The organism is Mesorhizobium sp. LNJC394B00 (assembly GCF_000502555.1).
Lineage (GTDB): Bacteria > Pseudomonadota > Alphaproteobacteria > Rhizobiales > Rhizobiaceae > Mesorhizobium.
Genome location: NZ_AYWH01000001.1, coordinates 130367 through 146223 on the forward strand (window position 1 = coordinate 130367; position 15857 = coordinate 146223).

Consider the following 15857-nt stretch of genomic DNA (forward strand, 5'->3'; position numbering starts at 1 on the left):
GAGGACATGACATGAACGCGCGCGTACTTGACGGCGAAATCATCACCAGCAGGCTCGACGACGTCAGGGCCTATGACGGTGTGCGCACGCGGCGCATCCTGGCCTTCATCATCGACTATTGCATCGTGGCGCTGCTCACCATTCCGTTCGCGATCCTGGTGGCCGTGCTTGGCCTTTTGACATTCGGTCTTGGCTGGGCGCTGTATTCCATCCTCGTGCCGGCGGTCGCCATTCTCTACATCTGGAACACGCTGGGCGGTCGCAACCAGGCCACATCAGGCATGAAGATGATGGGCATTCGGCTCGATCGTCTCGACGGCAGCCGTATCGACGGCCTCACCGCCGTTGTCCATTCGGTGCTGTTCTGGGCGAGCACGGTCATCCTGACGCCGCTCGTCCTCCTGGTGACGCTGTTTTCCGATCGCAAGCGCACACTGCACGACCTGCTGCTTGGCACCGTCGTCAGCCGCAGCGACCGTTGAACCGGCGTTCAACCGACGCCAACAGGCATTTGTGCGCAAATGTGAAGGGGTCCGTTCAACCCCGCCTTCACAATCCTGTTGAATTTTTCGCCAGCCAAGCCAAAGGTAGAGCGATTCGCAGGAGTGTTCCCAAGGTTCGATGACGCACCATCCGACCCAGTCGCCGCAGTTCTTCCTGACCGCGCCATCGCCGTGCCCGTATCTCGAGGGCCAGTTCGAACGCAAGGTGTTCACGCATCTGGTCGGCGACAAGGCGCCGGAGATGAACGATCTGTTGACGCAAGGCGGTTTCCGGCGCTCGCAGAACATCGCTTACCGTCCCGCCTGCGAGACCTGCCGCGCCTGCGTCTCGGTGCGTATCCTGGCGCAGGAGTTCACCGCCAGCCGCAACATGAAGCGGGTGATCCAGCGCAATTCCGATCTGATCGGCGCCATGCACGACGCGCAGCCGTCGACCGAGCAGTATTCGCTGTTTCGCGGCTATCTCGACGCTCGCCATCGCCGCGGCGGCATGTCCGACATGACGGTGCTCGACTACGCCATGATGGTCGAGGATACCCATGTCGACACCAAGGTGATCGAATACCGGCGCCGCGGCCCCGACACATTCATCACCGGCAAGGGCCAGGGCGAGCTGATCGCCGTGGCGCTGACCGACAAGATGGCCGATGGCCTGTCGATGGTCTATTCCTACTTCAATCCCGAGTTCGAGGACCGTTCGCTCGGCACCTTCATGATCCTCGACCATATCGCCCGCGCCCGGGCCATGGGCTTGCCCCATGTCTATCTCGGCTACTGGGTCAACGGCTCGCGCAAGATGAACTATAAAATGCGCTTCATGCCGCAGGAGCATCTCGGCCCGAAGGGCTGGGAACGCTACGACCACGAAGCGGTCACGCGCTGATTTTTCTTCTTACCAGATCCTGATCTAAACATTTTCAGCCGAGACGATGCTGGTCTCCCGCCCGTTGGCGGGGCGATTGCGCCGACCGGCATCTGCTCAAATCATTGCGAAAGCCGTTGCATGTCCTCTCACAATGCCCACACCAAAGGACTCCTGCTCACCGCGCTTGGCGGGCTGGCGCTGACCATCGACATTCCCCTGATCCGGCTCGCCCATGGCGAAGCCTGGACGATCCTTTTGCTCCGCACCGGCTGCACCTTCGTGGCAGGGCTGATCGTATGGGCCATCTGGCGCTCGTTCAGCAAGAATGCTCCGCAGCTGATACCCGGCTGGTCGGGGCTCGTCGTCGCCACCCTCTACGGGCTCGGCGCAATCGCCTTCATCACTGCCGTCTACAACACCTCGACCGCCAATCTGGTTTTCATCCTGGCCTTCTCCACCATGTTCTCGGCGCTGCTGTCGTGGCTGTTCCTGAAGGAGCGACCGCAGCCGCTGACGCTTGCGGCAATGGCGCTGATGATCGTCGGCATCGCGATCATCGTCGGCGATTCCGTCGGCACGGGAAATCTGTTCGGCGATGTGATGGCGCTGTGTTCGGCCTTGGCGATTGCCTGCGCAATCACCGTTTCACGCGCCAGCGGCAGGGATATGGGATTCACCGCGCTGACCGGCGTCCTGCTGCCGTTCGGGCTGGCGGCGCTCATGGTCTCCAGGACCGGTTTCCAGGTGGAAGCGCCATGGTGGATCGTTTTCAACGGCGCCGTCATCATGCCGTTCGCCTTCTTCTGCCTAGCCAACGGGCCGAAATACATTTCAGGCCCGGAAGTGGCGATGTTCTATCTCCTGGAAACGGTTTTGGCGCCGGTCTGGATATGGATGATCTTTGCCGAGACGCCGTCGCGCAACAGCTTGATCGGCGGCGTGATCCTGATCGTCACGCTGGTTGCCCATTCCCTGTGGCAGTTGCATGAAGGGCGCAAGCGCCGGGCAGCGCTCGCCGTCGCTTACCCAGCCTGACTTTTCTTCGCCGGGCCGGCGACAATCTCGATCTGCGGCGGCCCGCCTTCGAGCTCGGCCGCCGCGTCGGGAACGGTGTCTTCGGCCAGTTCCACCTCGCGCAGCCATTCGCGCCAGATCGCGACGAGCAGCGCCATCAGCACCGGGCCGATGAACAGGCCGAGAAAGCCCATTGTCTTTACGCCGCCGATCAGGCCGAAAAAGGTCGGCAGGAAGGGCAGCTTGATCGGCCCGCCGACCAGCTTCGGGCGCAAGGTCTTGTCGACGATGAACAGTTCCACTGCGCCCCAGATGAACAGCGCCAGACCCGCCATCGGCGAGCCGCTGGCGGCGAGGTAGATCGACACAAGCGTAAACGACAGCGGCGCGCCACCGGGGATCAGCGCCATCACGCCGGTCAATGCGCCCAGCGTCACCGGCGACGGCACCCCGGCCAGCCAGTAGGCGATGCCCAGCACCAGCCCCTCGCCGATGGCGATCACGGTCATGCCGGTAACGGTCGAGGAAATGGTCGCCGGCACGACGCGCGAAATCCGCTCCCAGCGCGTCGGCAGGATGCGTTCGCCGAGCCGGTCGATCTGGCTGGCAAAGTGTTCGCCGTCGCGGTAGGCGAAGAACAGCGCGATCATCATGAACAGCAGCGTCAGCAACAGGCCGAAGGCGCTGCCGCCGGCAGCCAGCACGCCGCGATAGATGCTGCCGATATTAGCGCCGCTGACCAGCTGGATCAGCTCGCCGATGCCGCCGGGATGGCCGAAATTGTCGATCCACTGTTCGTTCAGCCACTCGCCGACGACAGGCAGCGAGGTGATCCAGTGCGGTGTGACCGCGCCGTGCCTGTTGGTCTCGATCGCCCAGCCGACCCATTCGCGGACCTCGTTGATGGCGTAGGTGCCGGCGAGCGCTATCGGCACCACCAGGAAGGCGAGGATGAACAGGATGGCGAGCGTCGCGGCGACGGTGCGGTTACCGCCGACACCGGCAAGCAGCCGGCGGTAGAGCGGCCAGCTGGCAAAAGCAATGACGAGGGCTGCCAGCACGGGAAACAGGAACCCGTGGAAGAAATAAACGCCGGCGGCGACGATCAGCACCAACAGCCAGCGCGCCGCCGACAGCGGAGGAATGACAGCTGATCGCAACGGAGTCGACAGGCCGAACAGGCGCTGCTGACGCTCAGGCTTCTGGATCTTCGCTTCCTTCAAACGGTCAATTCTCCCCGGCCTAACAGCGTTTATGCACTGTTATAGTGCCGCAATCGTGACGATAGTCCAAATGGTTGGTGAAGCTGCCAATCTCCCCCCTTGTGGGGGAGATGTCCGGCAGGCCAGAGGGGGTCGCGAAGGATCGCCAGCCTGGCACCCGACATTGAAGACCCAAGAGTTGCGACCGAGTGGCGAGCCATGACCATTTGATGCGCTGGCGGGACAGCGCCCCCCTCTGGCCTGCCGGCCATCTCCCCCCGTGTGGGACTGTTGCAAAATTGGGTGGATGTGATTCCCTGTTTTTGAAACGGGGATTTTGCGATGACGACAAAGCCGAGCGGTCAGTTCAGTTTTGTAGAGGCTCTGCTGCCGCAGGGTCTTGGTCGGAGCGGACGACTGGACCGGCTGTCGTCTCTGGTGAAGTGGTATCGCTTCGAGAAGATCCTGGCGCGGCTGCGCTCGCCAACTGGGCCGGGGCGGCCTGCGTACAATTCGCTGGTGATGTTCAAGGCGCTTCTGCTGCAATCCTTGTATGGGCTGTCGGACAACGAACTGGAGGAGGCGCTCGCCGATCGGCTGTCGTTCCGCCGCTTCGTTGGACTGACGCTCGAGGAGACGGTGCCCGACCACACCACGCTCAACCGCTTTCGCAATCTTCTCGTGGAGGCCGGGCTTCTGGAGAAGCTGTTTGGCGAACTGGACCATCAACTGGACAAGGCCGGGCTGATCCTGCGGCGCGGCACGATGCTCGATGCCACGGTGATCGAGACGGCGGCGGCACGGCCGCCCAGTGGGGCCGCGCACGAAGCGGGCGATGCCGGCGATCCCGATGCCGGCTTTACACGCCGGCAGGGCAAGCCTGGCTCCTCCTACGGCTACAAGGCCCATGTCGGCGTCGACCAGGGTTCTGGTCTGATCCGCCGGGTGAGAACGACAGCAGCCAACGTCAACGACACGGTCGAGGCGGATCATCTGATCTGTGGCGACGAAGGCGCGGTGCTGGCGGATGCGGCCTATCACACCAAGGCGCGCGAGCTGTCGCTGAGGCAGCGCGGGATCAAGCCGCGGCTGATGCGGCGGGCCAACAAGCATCATCCGCGCCTGCCGGCGCGCCTGAAGCAGTTCAACCAACTGATCGCCCGGCAACGTTTTGCCGTCGAGACGACCTTCGCCACCTTGAAGAACCGCATGCGACTTTGCGCCATCCGCTATCGCGGTCTGGCCAAGGCGGCAGGACAGGTTCTCATCGCCGCCATGGCCTTCAACATGCGTCGCTGGGTGACGCTGGCGACCTGATCTAGGGTCGCACTGCGCCCGAAATCCGCCGAATACGCCAACTCCTACCCCATCTGGCCACAAACCAGCGCCGGAAACCCCCTCGCATTGCCCTTGCCGTCTCTCTCCACGCCCAAAGCCTATAACGCAACGGGCCCACTTGGGGGGAGATCAGCAGCTTCAACCAAATTTCCCGGTCCGCGGGAATCCCTTCGGCACCATGCGACCGGCCGACGCTCTCGCGCCGATCCATTCCGCCAGCTCCTCGCGCGACCTGACGAAGGTGCGGTCTGCGGAATCCTGCCACGACAGGCCGCTCGCCAGCGTGAAGGGTTTCAGGTCGAGCAGACCGCCATCCTTGTATTTCTGCAGGCGAACGCCCTTGCCGCGGCCCATCTCCGGAATTTCGGAGAGCGCAAACACCAGCATCTTGCGGTTCTCGCCGACAATGGCGAGATGATCGCCTGACACGGGGACGCAGGCCTTGGCCTCGTCGGGCGCCTTGACGTTCATCACCTGCTTGCCCTTTCGGGTGTTGGCGACGACCTCCTCCTCCGGCACGACGAAACCATTGGCATCGTAGGAGACGAGCAGCAGCTTGCGCTTCGGGTCGTGGACGAAAGCGGTGACGATGTCCTGGTCGTTGTCCATGTCGACGATGATGCGGATCGGTTCACCATGGCCGCGGCCGCCTGGCAGCCGGTCAGCGCCGATGGTGTAGAATTTGCCGCCGGTGGTGAAGACCAGGATCTTGTCGGTGGTCTGGGCATGGAAGGCGAGCTTGAGGCTGTCGCCTTCCTTGAAGGTGAGCGTGGAATGGTCGGCCAGATGGCCTTTCATCGCTCGCAGCCAGCCTTTTTCCGAGACCACCACGGTGACCGGCTCGCGCTCGATCATGGCGTGCGCAATGTCGGTCAGGTCATGCTCCGGCGCGCCGGCGAACTGGGTACGGCGCTTGCCGAGTTCGGTCTCGGGGCCGAACTTGTCGCGAACCTGCGTGACTTCCCATTTGATCGTCGACCATTGCTTGGCGTCGGATGCCAGCAATGCCTCGATCTGCTTCTTTTCGGTGGTGAGACCGTCGAACTCCTTGCGGATCTCGAACTCTTCCAGCTTGCGCAAGGCGCGCAGCCGCATGTTGAGGATGGCTTCGGCCTGGGTGTCGGTGAGCGACCAGCGGGCCATCATCACCTGCTTGGGCTCATCCTCCTCGCGGATGATCCTGATGACCTCGTCGATGTTCAAATAGGCGATCAGGTAGCCGGCAAGGATTTCCAGCCGCTTCTCGATCTCGCCAAGCCGATGCTTCGAGCGGCGGATCAGCACATCGCGGCGATGGTCGAGCCACTCCTTCAGCACGCCCTTCAGCGACAGGACGTTAGGCACCTTGCCCCGCGACAAAACGTTCATGTTGAGGGGAAAGCGGCTTTCAAGCTCGGTCAGCTTGAACAGCGATTCCATCAGAATGCCGGGATCTACTGAACGGCTCTTCGGCACCAGCACAATGCGGACGTCCTCGGCGCTTTCATCCCTGACATCCTCGAGCAGCGGCAATTTGCGCGCGATCAAAAGCTCGGCGATCTTTTCGATCAGCCTGGCCTTCTGGATGCCGTAGGGGATTTCGGTGACGACGATGCTCCAGGTGCCCCTGCCCTGGTCCTCCTGGCCCCATTTGGCGCGCACGCGAAAACCGCCGCGGCCGGTCTCATAGGCCTCCAGGATGGAAGCGCGGCTGTCGACGATGATGCCGCCGGTCGGGAAATCCGGTCCCTGGACGAACTCCATCAGCTTTGTCACCGGCGCGTCCGGTTGCTCGATCAGCTGCAGCGCTGCGTTGCAAAGCTCGGCGGCATTGTGCGGCGGGATGGACGTCGCCATGCCGACCGCAATGCCGGAGGAGCCGTTGGCGAGCAGATTCGGGAAGGCGCCGGGGAGCACCACTGGCTCCTCATCCTCCTCATTGTAGGTCGGTCGGAAATCGACGGCGTCCTCGGTGATGCCGGCAAGCAAATCGCTCGCCACCTCGGTCATGCGCGCCTCGGTATAGCGCATGGCGGCGGCGTTATCGCCGTCGATATTGCCGAAATTGCCCTGCCCGTCGACGAGGGGATAGCGCATGGAGAAATCCTGCGCCAGGCGCACCAGCGCGTCGTAGATCGACTGGTCGCCGTGCGGATGGAACTTGCCCATCACGTCGCCGACGATGCGGGCGCATTTGGCAAAGCCCTGGTCGGGGTTGAGCCTGAGCAGCCGCATGGCATGCATGATGCGGCGATGCACAGGCTTCAGCCCGTCTCGCACGTCAGGCAGCGCCCGGTGCATGATGGTCGAGAGCGCATAGGCGAGATAGCGCTCTTCCAGCGCCTTCTTCAGATCGACCGGTTCGATGTGGTCACCGCCGCCATTTTCAGGCGGCAAAATCCTTTTTCCCATGCGGCTGGACTAGCCGAGCGGGTGATTCGCGGCAAGGCGGGGCTGCGGAAATCCGCACTTTGCAGCCTTTGGGCTTACGAGGGCGGCTCAAGGTCCGACAATGGATGTGACGGACTTCATGTTCCCCCTTGCCGTCCCTGTGCAACAGCAACGGTAGCAGTGCTGTTGCCAACCAACATCAATCTGTTACACGCCCTCTCTAAGGCAGGAGACGGTACGCAGGGGAGCCCGACCTTCATGACATATTCACCGCATCGGGCGAAGGCTCCCGCTCCGATTTGCCTTTCGCCGTGATTTTCGACAAATCTGCGGGAAGGCGCCTTTTTCCCGTCCAGTTCGTCACGGAATGGTGATGGCGTAGAATTGAGAAAACACTTTTTTCAGGACTCTCTCAGGGAACTCGCGATGACAATCCAACGTTCGACACTCAAGAAACTTGCTTTTTCGACCTTTTTGCTGACGCTGCCGCTGAATGCCGCCTTTGCGCAAGACACGGCGGTTGCCGACCGACTGAAGGCCGCACTTGCCGTCCAGGGCGTCGATATCACCTGGACCGGCGTTACCGGCGACAATTCCAGCATGGTGCTGCAGGGCGTGTCGGTCAAACCGGCGGCCGAAAAGGAGGCGCTGCCGATCGGCGACGTCAAGCTCGAGGGCGTGACCGAAGCCAATGGCGGCTTCGATGTCGCGACCATCACGACTTCGGCCTTCGAGCACAGCAAGGACGGCGTCACGCTCAACCTCACCCCCTTCGTCATCCACGACGCCAACATCCCGGCTGAGGGCGCTACAGGCCCGCTCGGCTCGATGATGATCTACAAGTCGGCCGAACTCGAAAGCCTGACGGTCAAGGTTGCCGACAAGACCGCCTTCTCGGTGGATGGGCTTGCTGTCCAGATCACGCCGCCGGCCGACGGCAAGGCGATGGAGTTTTCCGCCACCACGGAAAAGTTCAACGCCGACCTGACCCTGGTCGACGATGCGAAATCCAAGGAAGCCATCGAGGCCCTCGGCTACCAGAACATCTCGGGCAATATCGAGATCGGCGGCACCTGGCAGCCGAGCGACGGCAAGATGGACCTGTCGAAATACGACATCTCGGTCGAGAATGCCGGCACGCTCGGCATGACCTTCGGCCTCGGCGGCTACACGGTCGACTTCGTCAAGTCGCTGCAGGAGATGCAGAAGAAGATGGCGGCGCAGCCCGAAGGGGCTGACAATTCGGCGCAAGGCATGGCCCTGCTCGGCCTGTTGCAGCAGCTCTCCTTCAACAGCGCATCGATCCGCTTCGATGACGATTCGCTCACCGGCAAAGTGCTTGAGTATGTCGGCAAGCAGCAGGGCATGTCGGGCAAGGACATCGCCAACCAGGCCAAGGCGATCGTGCCGTTCGGCATGGCGCAGCTCAACAATCCCGAACTGACCGCCGAAGTGACGGCCGCGGTGAGCAAGTACCTCGACGATCCGAAGAGCCTCGAGATTTCGGCCGAGCCGCCGGCAGCGGTGCCGTTCGCGCTGATCATGGCCGGCGCCATGTCCAACCCGGCCGACCTGACCAAGACGCTGGGCGTCCACGTCAAGGCCAACGAAGACTGATCGAAGTTCGCTCCCTTCTCCCCGTCACTATACGGGGAGAAGGTGCCGGCAGGCGGATGAGGGGCGGCGCCAACGCCTGCAAATTGTAGTTCGATGCTGAACCGGTTGTCAGAAGGCGCCAACTGCTAAGGCCGTTCGCCAATCGCCTGCATGCGTGCTGCCCCTCATTGTCCTGCCGGACATTTCTCCCCGTATAGAGACGGGGAGAAAGGGCAGCTGCAACGCTGCTGTCAGCCCGTCTTCACTGCCGCGACACGCAGCGACAGATCACGCAACTGCTGCGGCGAGGCTTCCGAAGGCGCGTTCATCAACAAATCGTAGGCCTGCTGGTTCATCGGGAACATGGTGATCTCGCGCAGGTTCTTGGCGCCGACCAGCAGCATGACGACACGGTCGACGCCGGCCGCCATGCCGCCATGCGGCGGCGCGCCATACTGGAAGGCGCGATAGAGGCCGCCGAAACGCTCCTCGACGGTCTGGCGGTCGAGGCCGCGTATCTCGAATGCCTTGACCATGGTTTCGGGCAGATGGTTGCGGATGCCGCCCGAGGCGATCTCGAAGCCGTTGCAAACCATGTCGTACTGGAAGGCCTTGATTTCCAGCGGATCCTTGGTCGTCAGAGCTTCCATACCACCTTGCGGCATCGAGAACGGGTTGTGGGCAAAATCGATCGCTTTCGCCTCCTCGTCCCATTCATAGAAGGGGAAGTCGATAATCCAGCACAGTTCAAAACGCTCGCGGTCGACAAGGTTCAGCTCCTCGCCGGCACGCGTACGCGCGGCACCGGCGAAGGTAACGAACTTCTTCGGATCGCCGGCGACGAAGAAGGCGGCGTCGCCATCGGCAAGGCCGAGCTGCTGACGGATCGCCTCGGTGCGCTCCTCGCCGATGTTCTTGGCCAATGGACCGGCGCCTTCAAGCTTGTCGCCTTCCTTGCGCCAGAAGATGTAACCCAGTCCCGGCTGGCCCTCGCCCTGCGCCCACGAGTTCATGCGGTCGCAGAAGGCGCGGCTGCCGCCGGTCTTGGCCGGAATGCCCCACACTTCGGCCTTCGGATCGTTGGCCAGGATGTTGGCGAAGACCTTGAAGCCGGAATCGCGAAAATGGTCGGAGACGGCCTGCATCTCGATCGGGTTGCGCAGGTCCGGCTTGTCGGAGCCATATTTGCGCATCGCGACATCGTACGGGATGCGCTGGAATGTCTGCGTCACCGGCTTGCCGTTGGCGAAGGTCTCGAAGACGCCGCGCATCACCGGTTCCATGGTCGACAGCACGTCGTCCTGCTCGACGAAGCTCATTTCGAGGTCGAGCTGGTAGAATTCGCCGGGCAGACGGTCGGCGCGCGGGTCCTCGTCGCGGAAGCAGGGCGCGATCTGGAAATAGCGGTCGAAGCCGGAGACCATGATCAGCTGCTTGTACTGTTGCGGCGCCTGCGGCAGCGCGTAAAAGGTGCCGGGATGGATGCGCGACGGCACCAGGAAGTCGCGCGCACCTTCCGGCGACGAGGCCGTCAGGATCGGCGTCGAGAATTCGGTGAAGCCGACATCGGTCATACGCTTGCGCATCTCGGCGATGATTTTCGTGCGCGCCACGATGTTCCTGTGCAGCGTCTCGCGGCGCAGGTCGAGGAAACGGTACTTCAGGCGGATGTCTTCGGGATAGTCGGGCTCGCCGAACACCGGCAGCGGCAATTCCTTGGCTGCCGACAGCACCTCGATCTCGCGCGCAAAAATCTCGATCTCGCCGGTCGGCAGGTTGGCGTTGGTGGTGTCCGGCAGGCGCGCCTTGACCTCGCCGTCGACGCGGATCACCCATTCGCCACGCAGCGTCTCGGCCACCTTGAAGGCGGGCGAATCCGGATCGGCGACGATCTGGGTCAGGCCGTAATGGTCGCGCAGATCGATGAACAGCAGGCCGCCATGATCGCGCACGCGATGCACCCAGCCCGACAGGCGAACCGAAGAGCCGACATCGCTCTTTCTCAACTGGGCACAGGTGTGGCTGCGGTAACGATGCATTGTCATGTCAAAAGTCCGGGGTGCTGGGTTGTGGGCCGAGCGTCAAAGCCCGGTCCAAAATTTGCGCGAAAAGCGCATGGGAGGCCCGATTTGTCAAGGCAAGCCGGGTGATCCGGCGCAGGCCCATTGTTCAGGCGAAGTGGATTTCGGCGCCCTGACGCTCGAAGTCGGCGAGGATCGCGGCCGGCGCGGTCTTTTCGACCACGAGATGGCGGATCGCCTCTGGCCTGGCGACCCGGTAGGGTGCGGCTGTGGCCAGCTTGTCGTTGGTTACAGCGATGACGATGCCTGCGCTGTTCTTGGCCATGGCCCGCTTTACCTCGGCCTCAGCCGAATCGAAGGCCGTGACGCCGCGCGACGCATCGAGGCCGCAGGAGCCGAGAACAAACAGATCCGCGCCAAGTTGCGCGACGGCGGCAAGCGTGTCGGCGCCGACGCAGGCGCCGAGGTGGCGGTCGAACCGGCCGCCCAGCACAATCAGTTCGACCAAAGCGTGGTCTGACAGGACAGAGGCGATTTCGAGGGAATTGGTGGCGACGGTCAGTTCGAGGTCGCGCGGAATGGCCCTGGCGATCGCGGCATTGGTCGAGCCGCTGTCGATGAACAGGGTCTGTCCGCCCGAAAGCAATGCCACGGTCGCGCGGGCCAGCCGCGTCTTTTCTTCGACCGCATGGCCGGCGCGCAGGCCGACTGGTGTCGATGCGAAGGGTGCGGGCGCGACCGCACCGCCATAGACGCGGCGGCATTGCCCGGCCTTGGCGAGTTCCCTGAGGTCGCGGCGAACCGTGTCCTCCGAAACGCCGAAGCGGCTTGCCAGCTCGCCGGCCAGCACCCTTCCCTCGACGGCGAGGCGATCGCGAATGATTTGATGCCGCTCATCGGTCAGCATTGCATGATCCTGCTTTCTTTGTGCACGTTCTTGCACGATTTGCCTGTTTGTGCAAGATAAGAGAATATCAACGACAATCGCCGGCTCTCTCCCCCGAAAGCATCGTCATGACCTTTGGCCTCCGCCTCGCTCCGCAACACCGGGTCTACGCCGGCTTTGCGATCTATTCGTTCGCCATGGGCCAAATCTTCCCGCGGCTGCCCGACATCAAGCATGCCATGGGCATAGGAGACGGCACGCTCGGGCTCAGCCTGATCGGGACGCCGATCGGCACCTTGACCGCGCTGACGCTGGCGGCGCCGATCCTGGAGCGCGTCGGCTTCCGCCGCGCGCTGCTCGGGCTGGTGCCGCTCTTGTCGGTTGTCTTTGCCATTGCCGTGCATGCGCCTGGGCCGCTTGCGCTGTTCCTGATGCTGTTTCCGGTCGGCCTGATGATCGGCAGCGTCGAGATCATTCTCAACGTCGAGGCCGACAGAACCGAATTCCTGCTCAAGCGCCGGATCATGAACCGGGCGCATTCGTTCTGGAGCATTGGCTTTTTCGGCGCCGGCCTGTTCGGCGCCGCGCTTGCGCATCTCGGCATATCGCCGCAACTGCACCTGGCCATTGTCGTACCGATGGTGGCGACAGGAATAGCGCTGTTTCTCGGCGGTTACGAACCGGCGCCGAGCCGCTTCGCCGGCAATGACGAGACGGCGGCAAGGCTGGCGCGGCCGACGCTGCCTATCCTCGTCCTCGTCGCGGTGACGCTGTCGGCGATGCTGATGGAAGGCGCCAGCATCGACTGGTCGGCAATCTACATGCGCACCGTGTTCGATGCGGGCCCTTTCGTCGCCGGTTTCACGGTGGCGCTGTTTGCATTCTCGCAAGCGGCCACGCGCTTCTTTGCCGACTCCTTTGTCGACCGCCACTCGCCGAGCGGCGTGGCGCGGGTGCTGCTGGCGACGATGGCGGTCGGCGTGCTGCTCGTCTTCTTCTCGCCTGCCCCGCTTGTATCGATGCTGGGCTTTGCGCTACTTGGCATTGGCAGCAGCGCGATCTTTCCGCTGGCGATCTCGGCGGCTGCCCAACGCACGGACCGCTCCGCGGCAATCAATGTCGCGGCGCTGTCGCAGATCTCCTTCGTCGCCTTCCTGCTCGGCCCGCCATTGCTCGGCTTCGTCTCCGACCATTGGGGCATTCGCTCGGCCTTCGGTATCGGCATCCCCTTCATCATCCTCAGCCTGCTGACTGCCGGCTCGCTTGGCCGAAGGGCGTCCCGGGGCAAGCCTGCGCCGGCGAGCGAAGCTTTGGCGAGGGCCGACGGAGCTTGAACGGCCGCACTTGAAGCCACACACCTGTTGGCGGCGGGACAAGCCACTGGCATTGGCCACACCGATGGTTCAGAACTGTGGAGCCACCTGGACGAGTATGACGTTTCGTCGATCGTCACACTCATCCAACTCTTTCTCGAAGCATGATCTTTTCCGAAAACCGGTTCCCACTTTTCGGGATCATGCTCTAGGCAACGGTTCCGTATGTCCTCCATCCGCCCGCTGATCCCGCTCCTCATCGCCGCCGGCATCCTGCTTGGCGGCAACGGGCTGCAGGGCACGCTGATCGCGTTGCGCGGCGCGCAGGAAGGGTTTTCGGCCTCCGACATCGGCCTGATGGGCACGTTCTATTTCGCCGGCTTCCTGCTTGGTTGCCTCGCAGTCACCCGCATCCTCAAGGCAGTCGGCCATGTCCGGACGTTTTCAGCGCTCGCCGCCATCGCCGCGGCCAGTACGCTGCTCCTGGTGCTGATCATCGATCCGGTGATGTGGTGCGCGGTGCGCTTTGCCGGCGGTTTCTGCTTTGCCGGTCTGTTCACCGTCATGGAAGCCTGGCTGAACTCCGGCGTCGAAAACAAGGATCGTGCGCGCGTGCTGGCCATCTACCGCATGGTCGATATCGGCTCGGTGACCGGCGCGCAGTTCCTGATCCCGATCTTCGGCCCCGGCGGCTTTGCCATCTTCGCCATCATGTCGATGATGATCACGCTGTCGCTGGTTCCGGTGTCGCTCGGCGACCGCTCCAACCCGACGCCGCCGGAAGACGTCAAGCTCGATCTCGCCCGCGTCTGGCGGATTTCGCCGCTCGGCTGCTTCGGCTGCATCTGCGTCGGCGTCACCAACAGCGCGTTCCGCACGCTGTCGCCGGTCTATGCCGAGCAGATCGGCATGTCGGTGGCCGATGTCGTCACCTTCGTCAGCGTCGGCATCTTCGGCGGCGCCCTCATCCAGTATCCGCTGGGCTACCTCTCCGACCGCTGGGATCGGCGCGCGGTGCTTTTGGCCACGACATGCGGCGCCATGTTCGCGGCGCTGGCGCTGGTCTTCGTCGCCGGCGCCGATCCGACCCTCAATTTGATCATCGTCTTCATCTTCGGCAGCTTCGCCATGCCGCTCTATTCGCTATCGGCGGCGCATTCCAACGACCGCGCCGACAAGGGCGAGTTCGTGCTGATCAACGCCGCCTTGATGCTGTTCTATTCCTTCGGCGCCATTGGTGGCCCCTTCGCGGCGTCCGCAGTGATGCAACATTTCGGACCGGGCGCCCTGTTTGTCTTCAGCGCAGTCGTCTACGCCACCCTCATCGCCGTCATTCTCTACCGCATGCAGGTGCGCGGCAGCGTGCCGGCGGGCAAGCGCAGCCGCTTCACGGCGCTGCTGCGCACATCAACCGTCTTCGCGCGGCTGGCGCGCAGAAATGGCGATTCCGACGGATCGGCTGATACTTGACCGAAGGGCGGCTTGACGAAAGCGCCCATGGCTGAAATTGAAAGAGAACCTTACCCGTTACTAAAAAGCGATTTGATGCACGTCATCACCACCCAAAATGAGCTCGAGTCCGTTCTCGCCGCTTTTGAAAAGTCGGATTTCGTCACCGTCGACACCGAATTCATCCGCGAAACGACATTCTGGCCGATTCTGTGCCTGATCCAGATGGCGGCGCCCGGCGTCACCGCGCTGATCGACCCGCTGGCGCCCGACATCAACCTCGCCCCGTTCTTCCGGCTGATGGCCAATGAGGCGGTGGTCAAGGTTTTCCATGCCGCGCGCCAGGACATTGAAATCATCGTCCATCTCGGCGATCTGGTGCCCCATCCGGTGTTCGACACCCAGGTCGCGGCCATGGTCTGCGGCTTCGGCGACAGCGTCTCCTACGATCAGCTGGTGCAGCGCATCACCGGCGCACGGCTCGACAAATCCTCGCGTTTCACCGACTGGCGCCACCGGCCGCTGTCGGACAAGCAACTCGACTATGCCTTGGCCGACGTCACCCATCTGATCGACGTCTACAAGCATCTCAGCGCCGAACTGGAGCGGGAAAACCGCGCCCATTGGCTAAACGAGGAAATGGAGGTGCTGACTTCGCGCGAGACCTACGATCCGCACCCCGAAGACGCTTGGAAGCGGCTGAAGATGCGGCTGCGCAAGCCGCAGGAGCTGGCGATCGTGCAGACGGTGGCGGCATGGCGCGAACGCGAGGCGCGCGAGCGTGACGTGCCGCGCGGCCGGGTGCTCAAGGACGACGCCATATACGAGGTCGCCCAGCAGGCGCCGCGCGATGCGGCAGCGTTGGGCAAGCTGCGCACGACGCCGAAAGGCTGGGAGCGTTCGTCGACGGCTACCGCATTGCTTGGCGCGGTCAACACGGCGCTCGCTTTGCCCCGCGAAGAGATGCCGAAGCTGCCCAAGAGCTTTCAGCCGCCCGAGGGCTCCAATGCCGCCTCCGAGCTGCTGAAGGTTCTGTTGCGGATCGTCGCCGAGAAGGAAGGCGTCGCCTCGAAAGTGCTGGCGTCCAGCGACGACATCGACCGCATCGCCGCCGAGGGCGAGGATGCCGACGTGCCGGCCCTGCAGGGCTGGCGACGCGCCGTGTTCGGCGAAGCCGCACTGAAGCTGGTGCGCGGCGAAATCGGCATCAAGTTCGACAAGCGCAAGATCGCGGTGTTCGATTTGTAGACCCCCACCCCGCTCCGCTGCGCGGAGCGACCCTCCCCACAAGGGGGAGGGT

Annotated in this window: 12 protein-coding genes; 8 read left to right on the forward strand and 4 right to left on the reverse strand. The window is 63.1% G+C overall.

Annotation, left to right across the window (positions count from 1 at the left end; all coding sequences use genetic code 11):
• Window positions 1–11: 11 nt before the first annotated feature.
• The 3 genes from X751_RS162695 to X751_RS162685 all read left to right on the forward strand — a co-directional run bounded on the left by X751_RS162695 (window position 12) and on the right by X751_RS162685 (window position 2403).
• Entirely contained in the window at window positions 12–482 is a 471-nt protein-coding gene (locus X751_RS162695; protein ID WP_023673020.1) for an RDD family protein, read from the forward strand.
• Window positions 483–621: 139 nt separating this feature from the next.
• The gene (locus X751_RS162690; protein ID WP_023682417.1) at window positions 622–1386 is read left to right on the forward strand and encodes an arginyltransferase; all 765 of its coding nucleotides are present in this window, start codon (window positions 622–624) and stop codon (window positions 1384–1386) included.
• Between the two features lie 120 nt (window positions 1387–1506).
• Complete coding sequence (locus X751_RS162685) at window positions 1507–2403, forward strand: DMT family transporter (protein WP_023689526.1); 897 nt, start codon at window positions 1507–1509, stop codon at window positions 2401–2403.
• On the opposite strand, the gene X751_RS162680 is transcribed toward X751_RS162685, so the two are convergent.
• Window positions 2391–3605 carry an AI-2E family transporter gene (locus tag X751_RS162680; protein WP_023682419.1) on the reverse strand — a complete coding sequence of 405 codons (1215 nt, stop codon included), beginning with the start codon at window positions 3603–3605 and terminating at the stop codon, window positions 2391–2393. The genes X751_RS162685 and X751_RS162680 overlap by 13 nt on opposite strands.
• A 321-nt stretch (window positions 3606–3926) precedes the next feature.
• On the opposite strand from X751_RS162680, the gene X751_RS162675 reads away from it, so the two are divergent.
• Complete coding sequence (locus X751_RS162675; protein WP_023743626.1) at window positions 3927–4901, forward strand: IS5 family transposase; 975 nt, start codon at window positions 3927–3929, stop codon at window positions 4899–4901.
• 159 nt (window positions 4902–5060) lie between these two features.
• Here X751_RS162675 and parC read toward each other — a convergent pair whose 3' ends face one another.
• The gene (gene parC, locus X751_RS162670; RefSeq protein WP_023743627.1) at window positions 5061–7313 is read right to left on the reverse strand and encodes a DNA topoisomerase IV subunit A; all 2253 of its coding nucleotides are present in this window, start codon (window positions 7311–7313) and stop codon (window positions 5061–5063) included.
• A 405-nt stretch (window positions 7314–7718) separates the two neighbouring features.
• Here parC and X751_RS162665 point away from each other — a divergent pair, with 405 nt between their 5' ends.
• Complete coding sequence (locus X751_RS162665; protein ID WP_023682420.1) at window positions 7719–8909, forward strand: hypothetical protein; 1191 nt, start codon at window positions 7719–7721, stop codon at window positions 8907–8909.
• 230 nt (window positions 8910–9139) lie between these two features.
• Here the strand turns inward: X751_RS162665 and aspS are convergent, their stop codons facing one another.
• Both aspS and X751_RS162655 read right to left on the reverse strand, forming a co-directional pair.
• The gene (gene aspS, locus X751_RS162660) at window positions 9140–10927 is read right to left on the reverse strand and encodes an aspartate--tRNA ligase (protein ID WP_023743628.1); all 1788 of its coding nucleotides are present in this window, start codon (window positions 10925–10927) and stop codon (window positions 9140–9142) included.
• A 130-nt stretch (window positions 10928–11057) separates the two neighbouring features.
• Window positions 11058–11816, reverse strand: coding sequence for a DeoR/GlpR family DNA-binding transcription regulator (locus X751_RS162655; RefSeq protein ID WP_023743629.1), 759 nt, complete (start codon window positions 11814–11816; stop codon window positions 11058–11060).
• A 107-nt stretch (window positions 11817–11923) separates the two neighbouring features.
• Here X751_RS162655 and X751_RS162650 point away from each other — a divergent pair, with 107 nt between their 5' ends.
• The 3 genes from X751_RS162650 to rnd all read left to right on the forward strand — a co-directional run bounded on the left by X751_RS162650 (window position 11924) and on the right by rnd (window position 15805).
• Window positions 11924–13129 (forward strand): MFS transporter, encoded by a 1206-nt coding sequence (locus X751_RS162650; protein WP_023743630.1) that lies wholly within the window; start codon window positions 11924–11926, stop codon window positions 13127–13129.
• A 204-nt stretch (window positions 13130–13333) separates the two neighbouring features.
• Entirely contained in the window at window positions 13334–14578 is a 1245-nt protein-coding gene (locus tag X751_RS162645; protein WP_023689528.1) for an MFS transporter, read from the forward strand.
• Between the two features lie 75 nt (window positions 14579–14653).
• Window positions 14654–15805, forward strand: coding sequence for a ribonuclease D (gene rnd / locus X751_RS162640; RefSeq protein WP_023682426.1), 1152 nt, complete (start codon window positions 14654–14656; stop codon window positions 15803–15805).
• Window positions 15806–15857 lie beyond the last annotated feature (52 nt).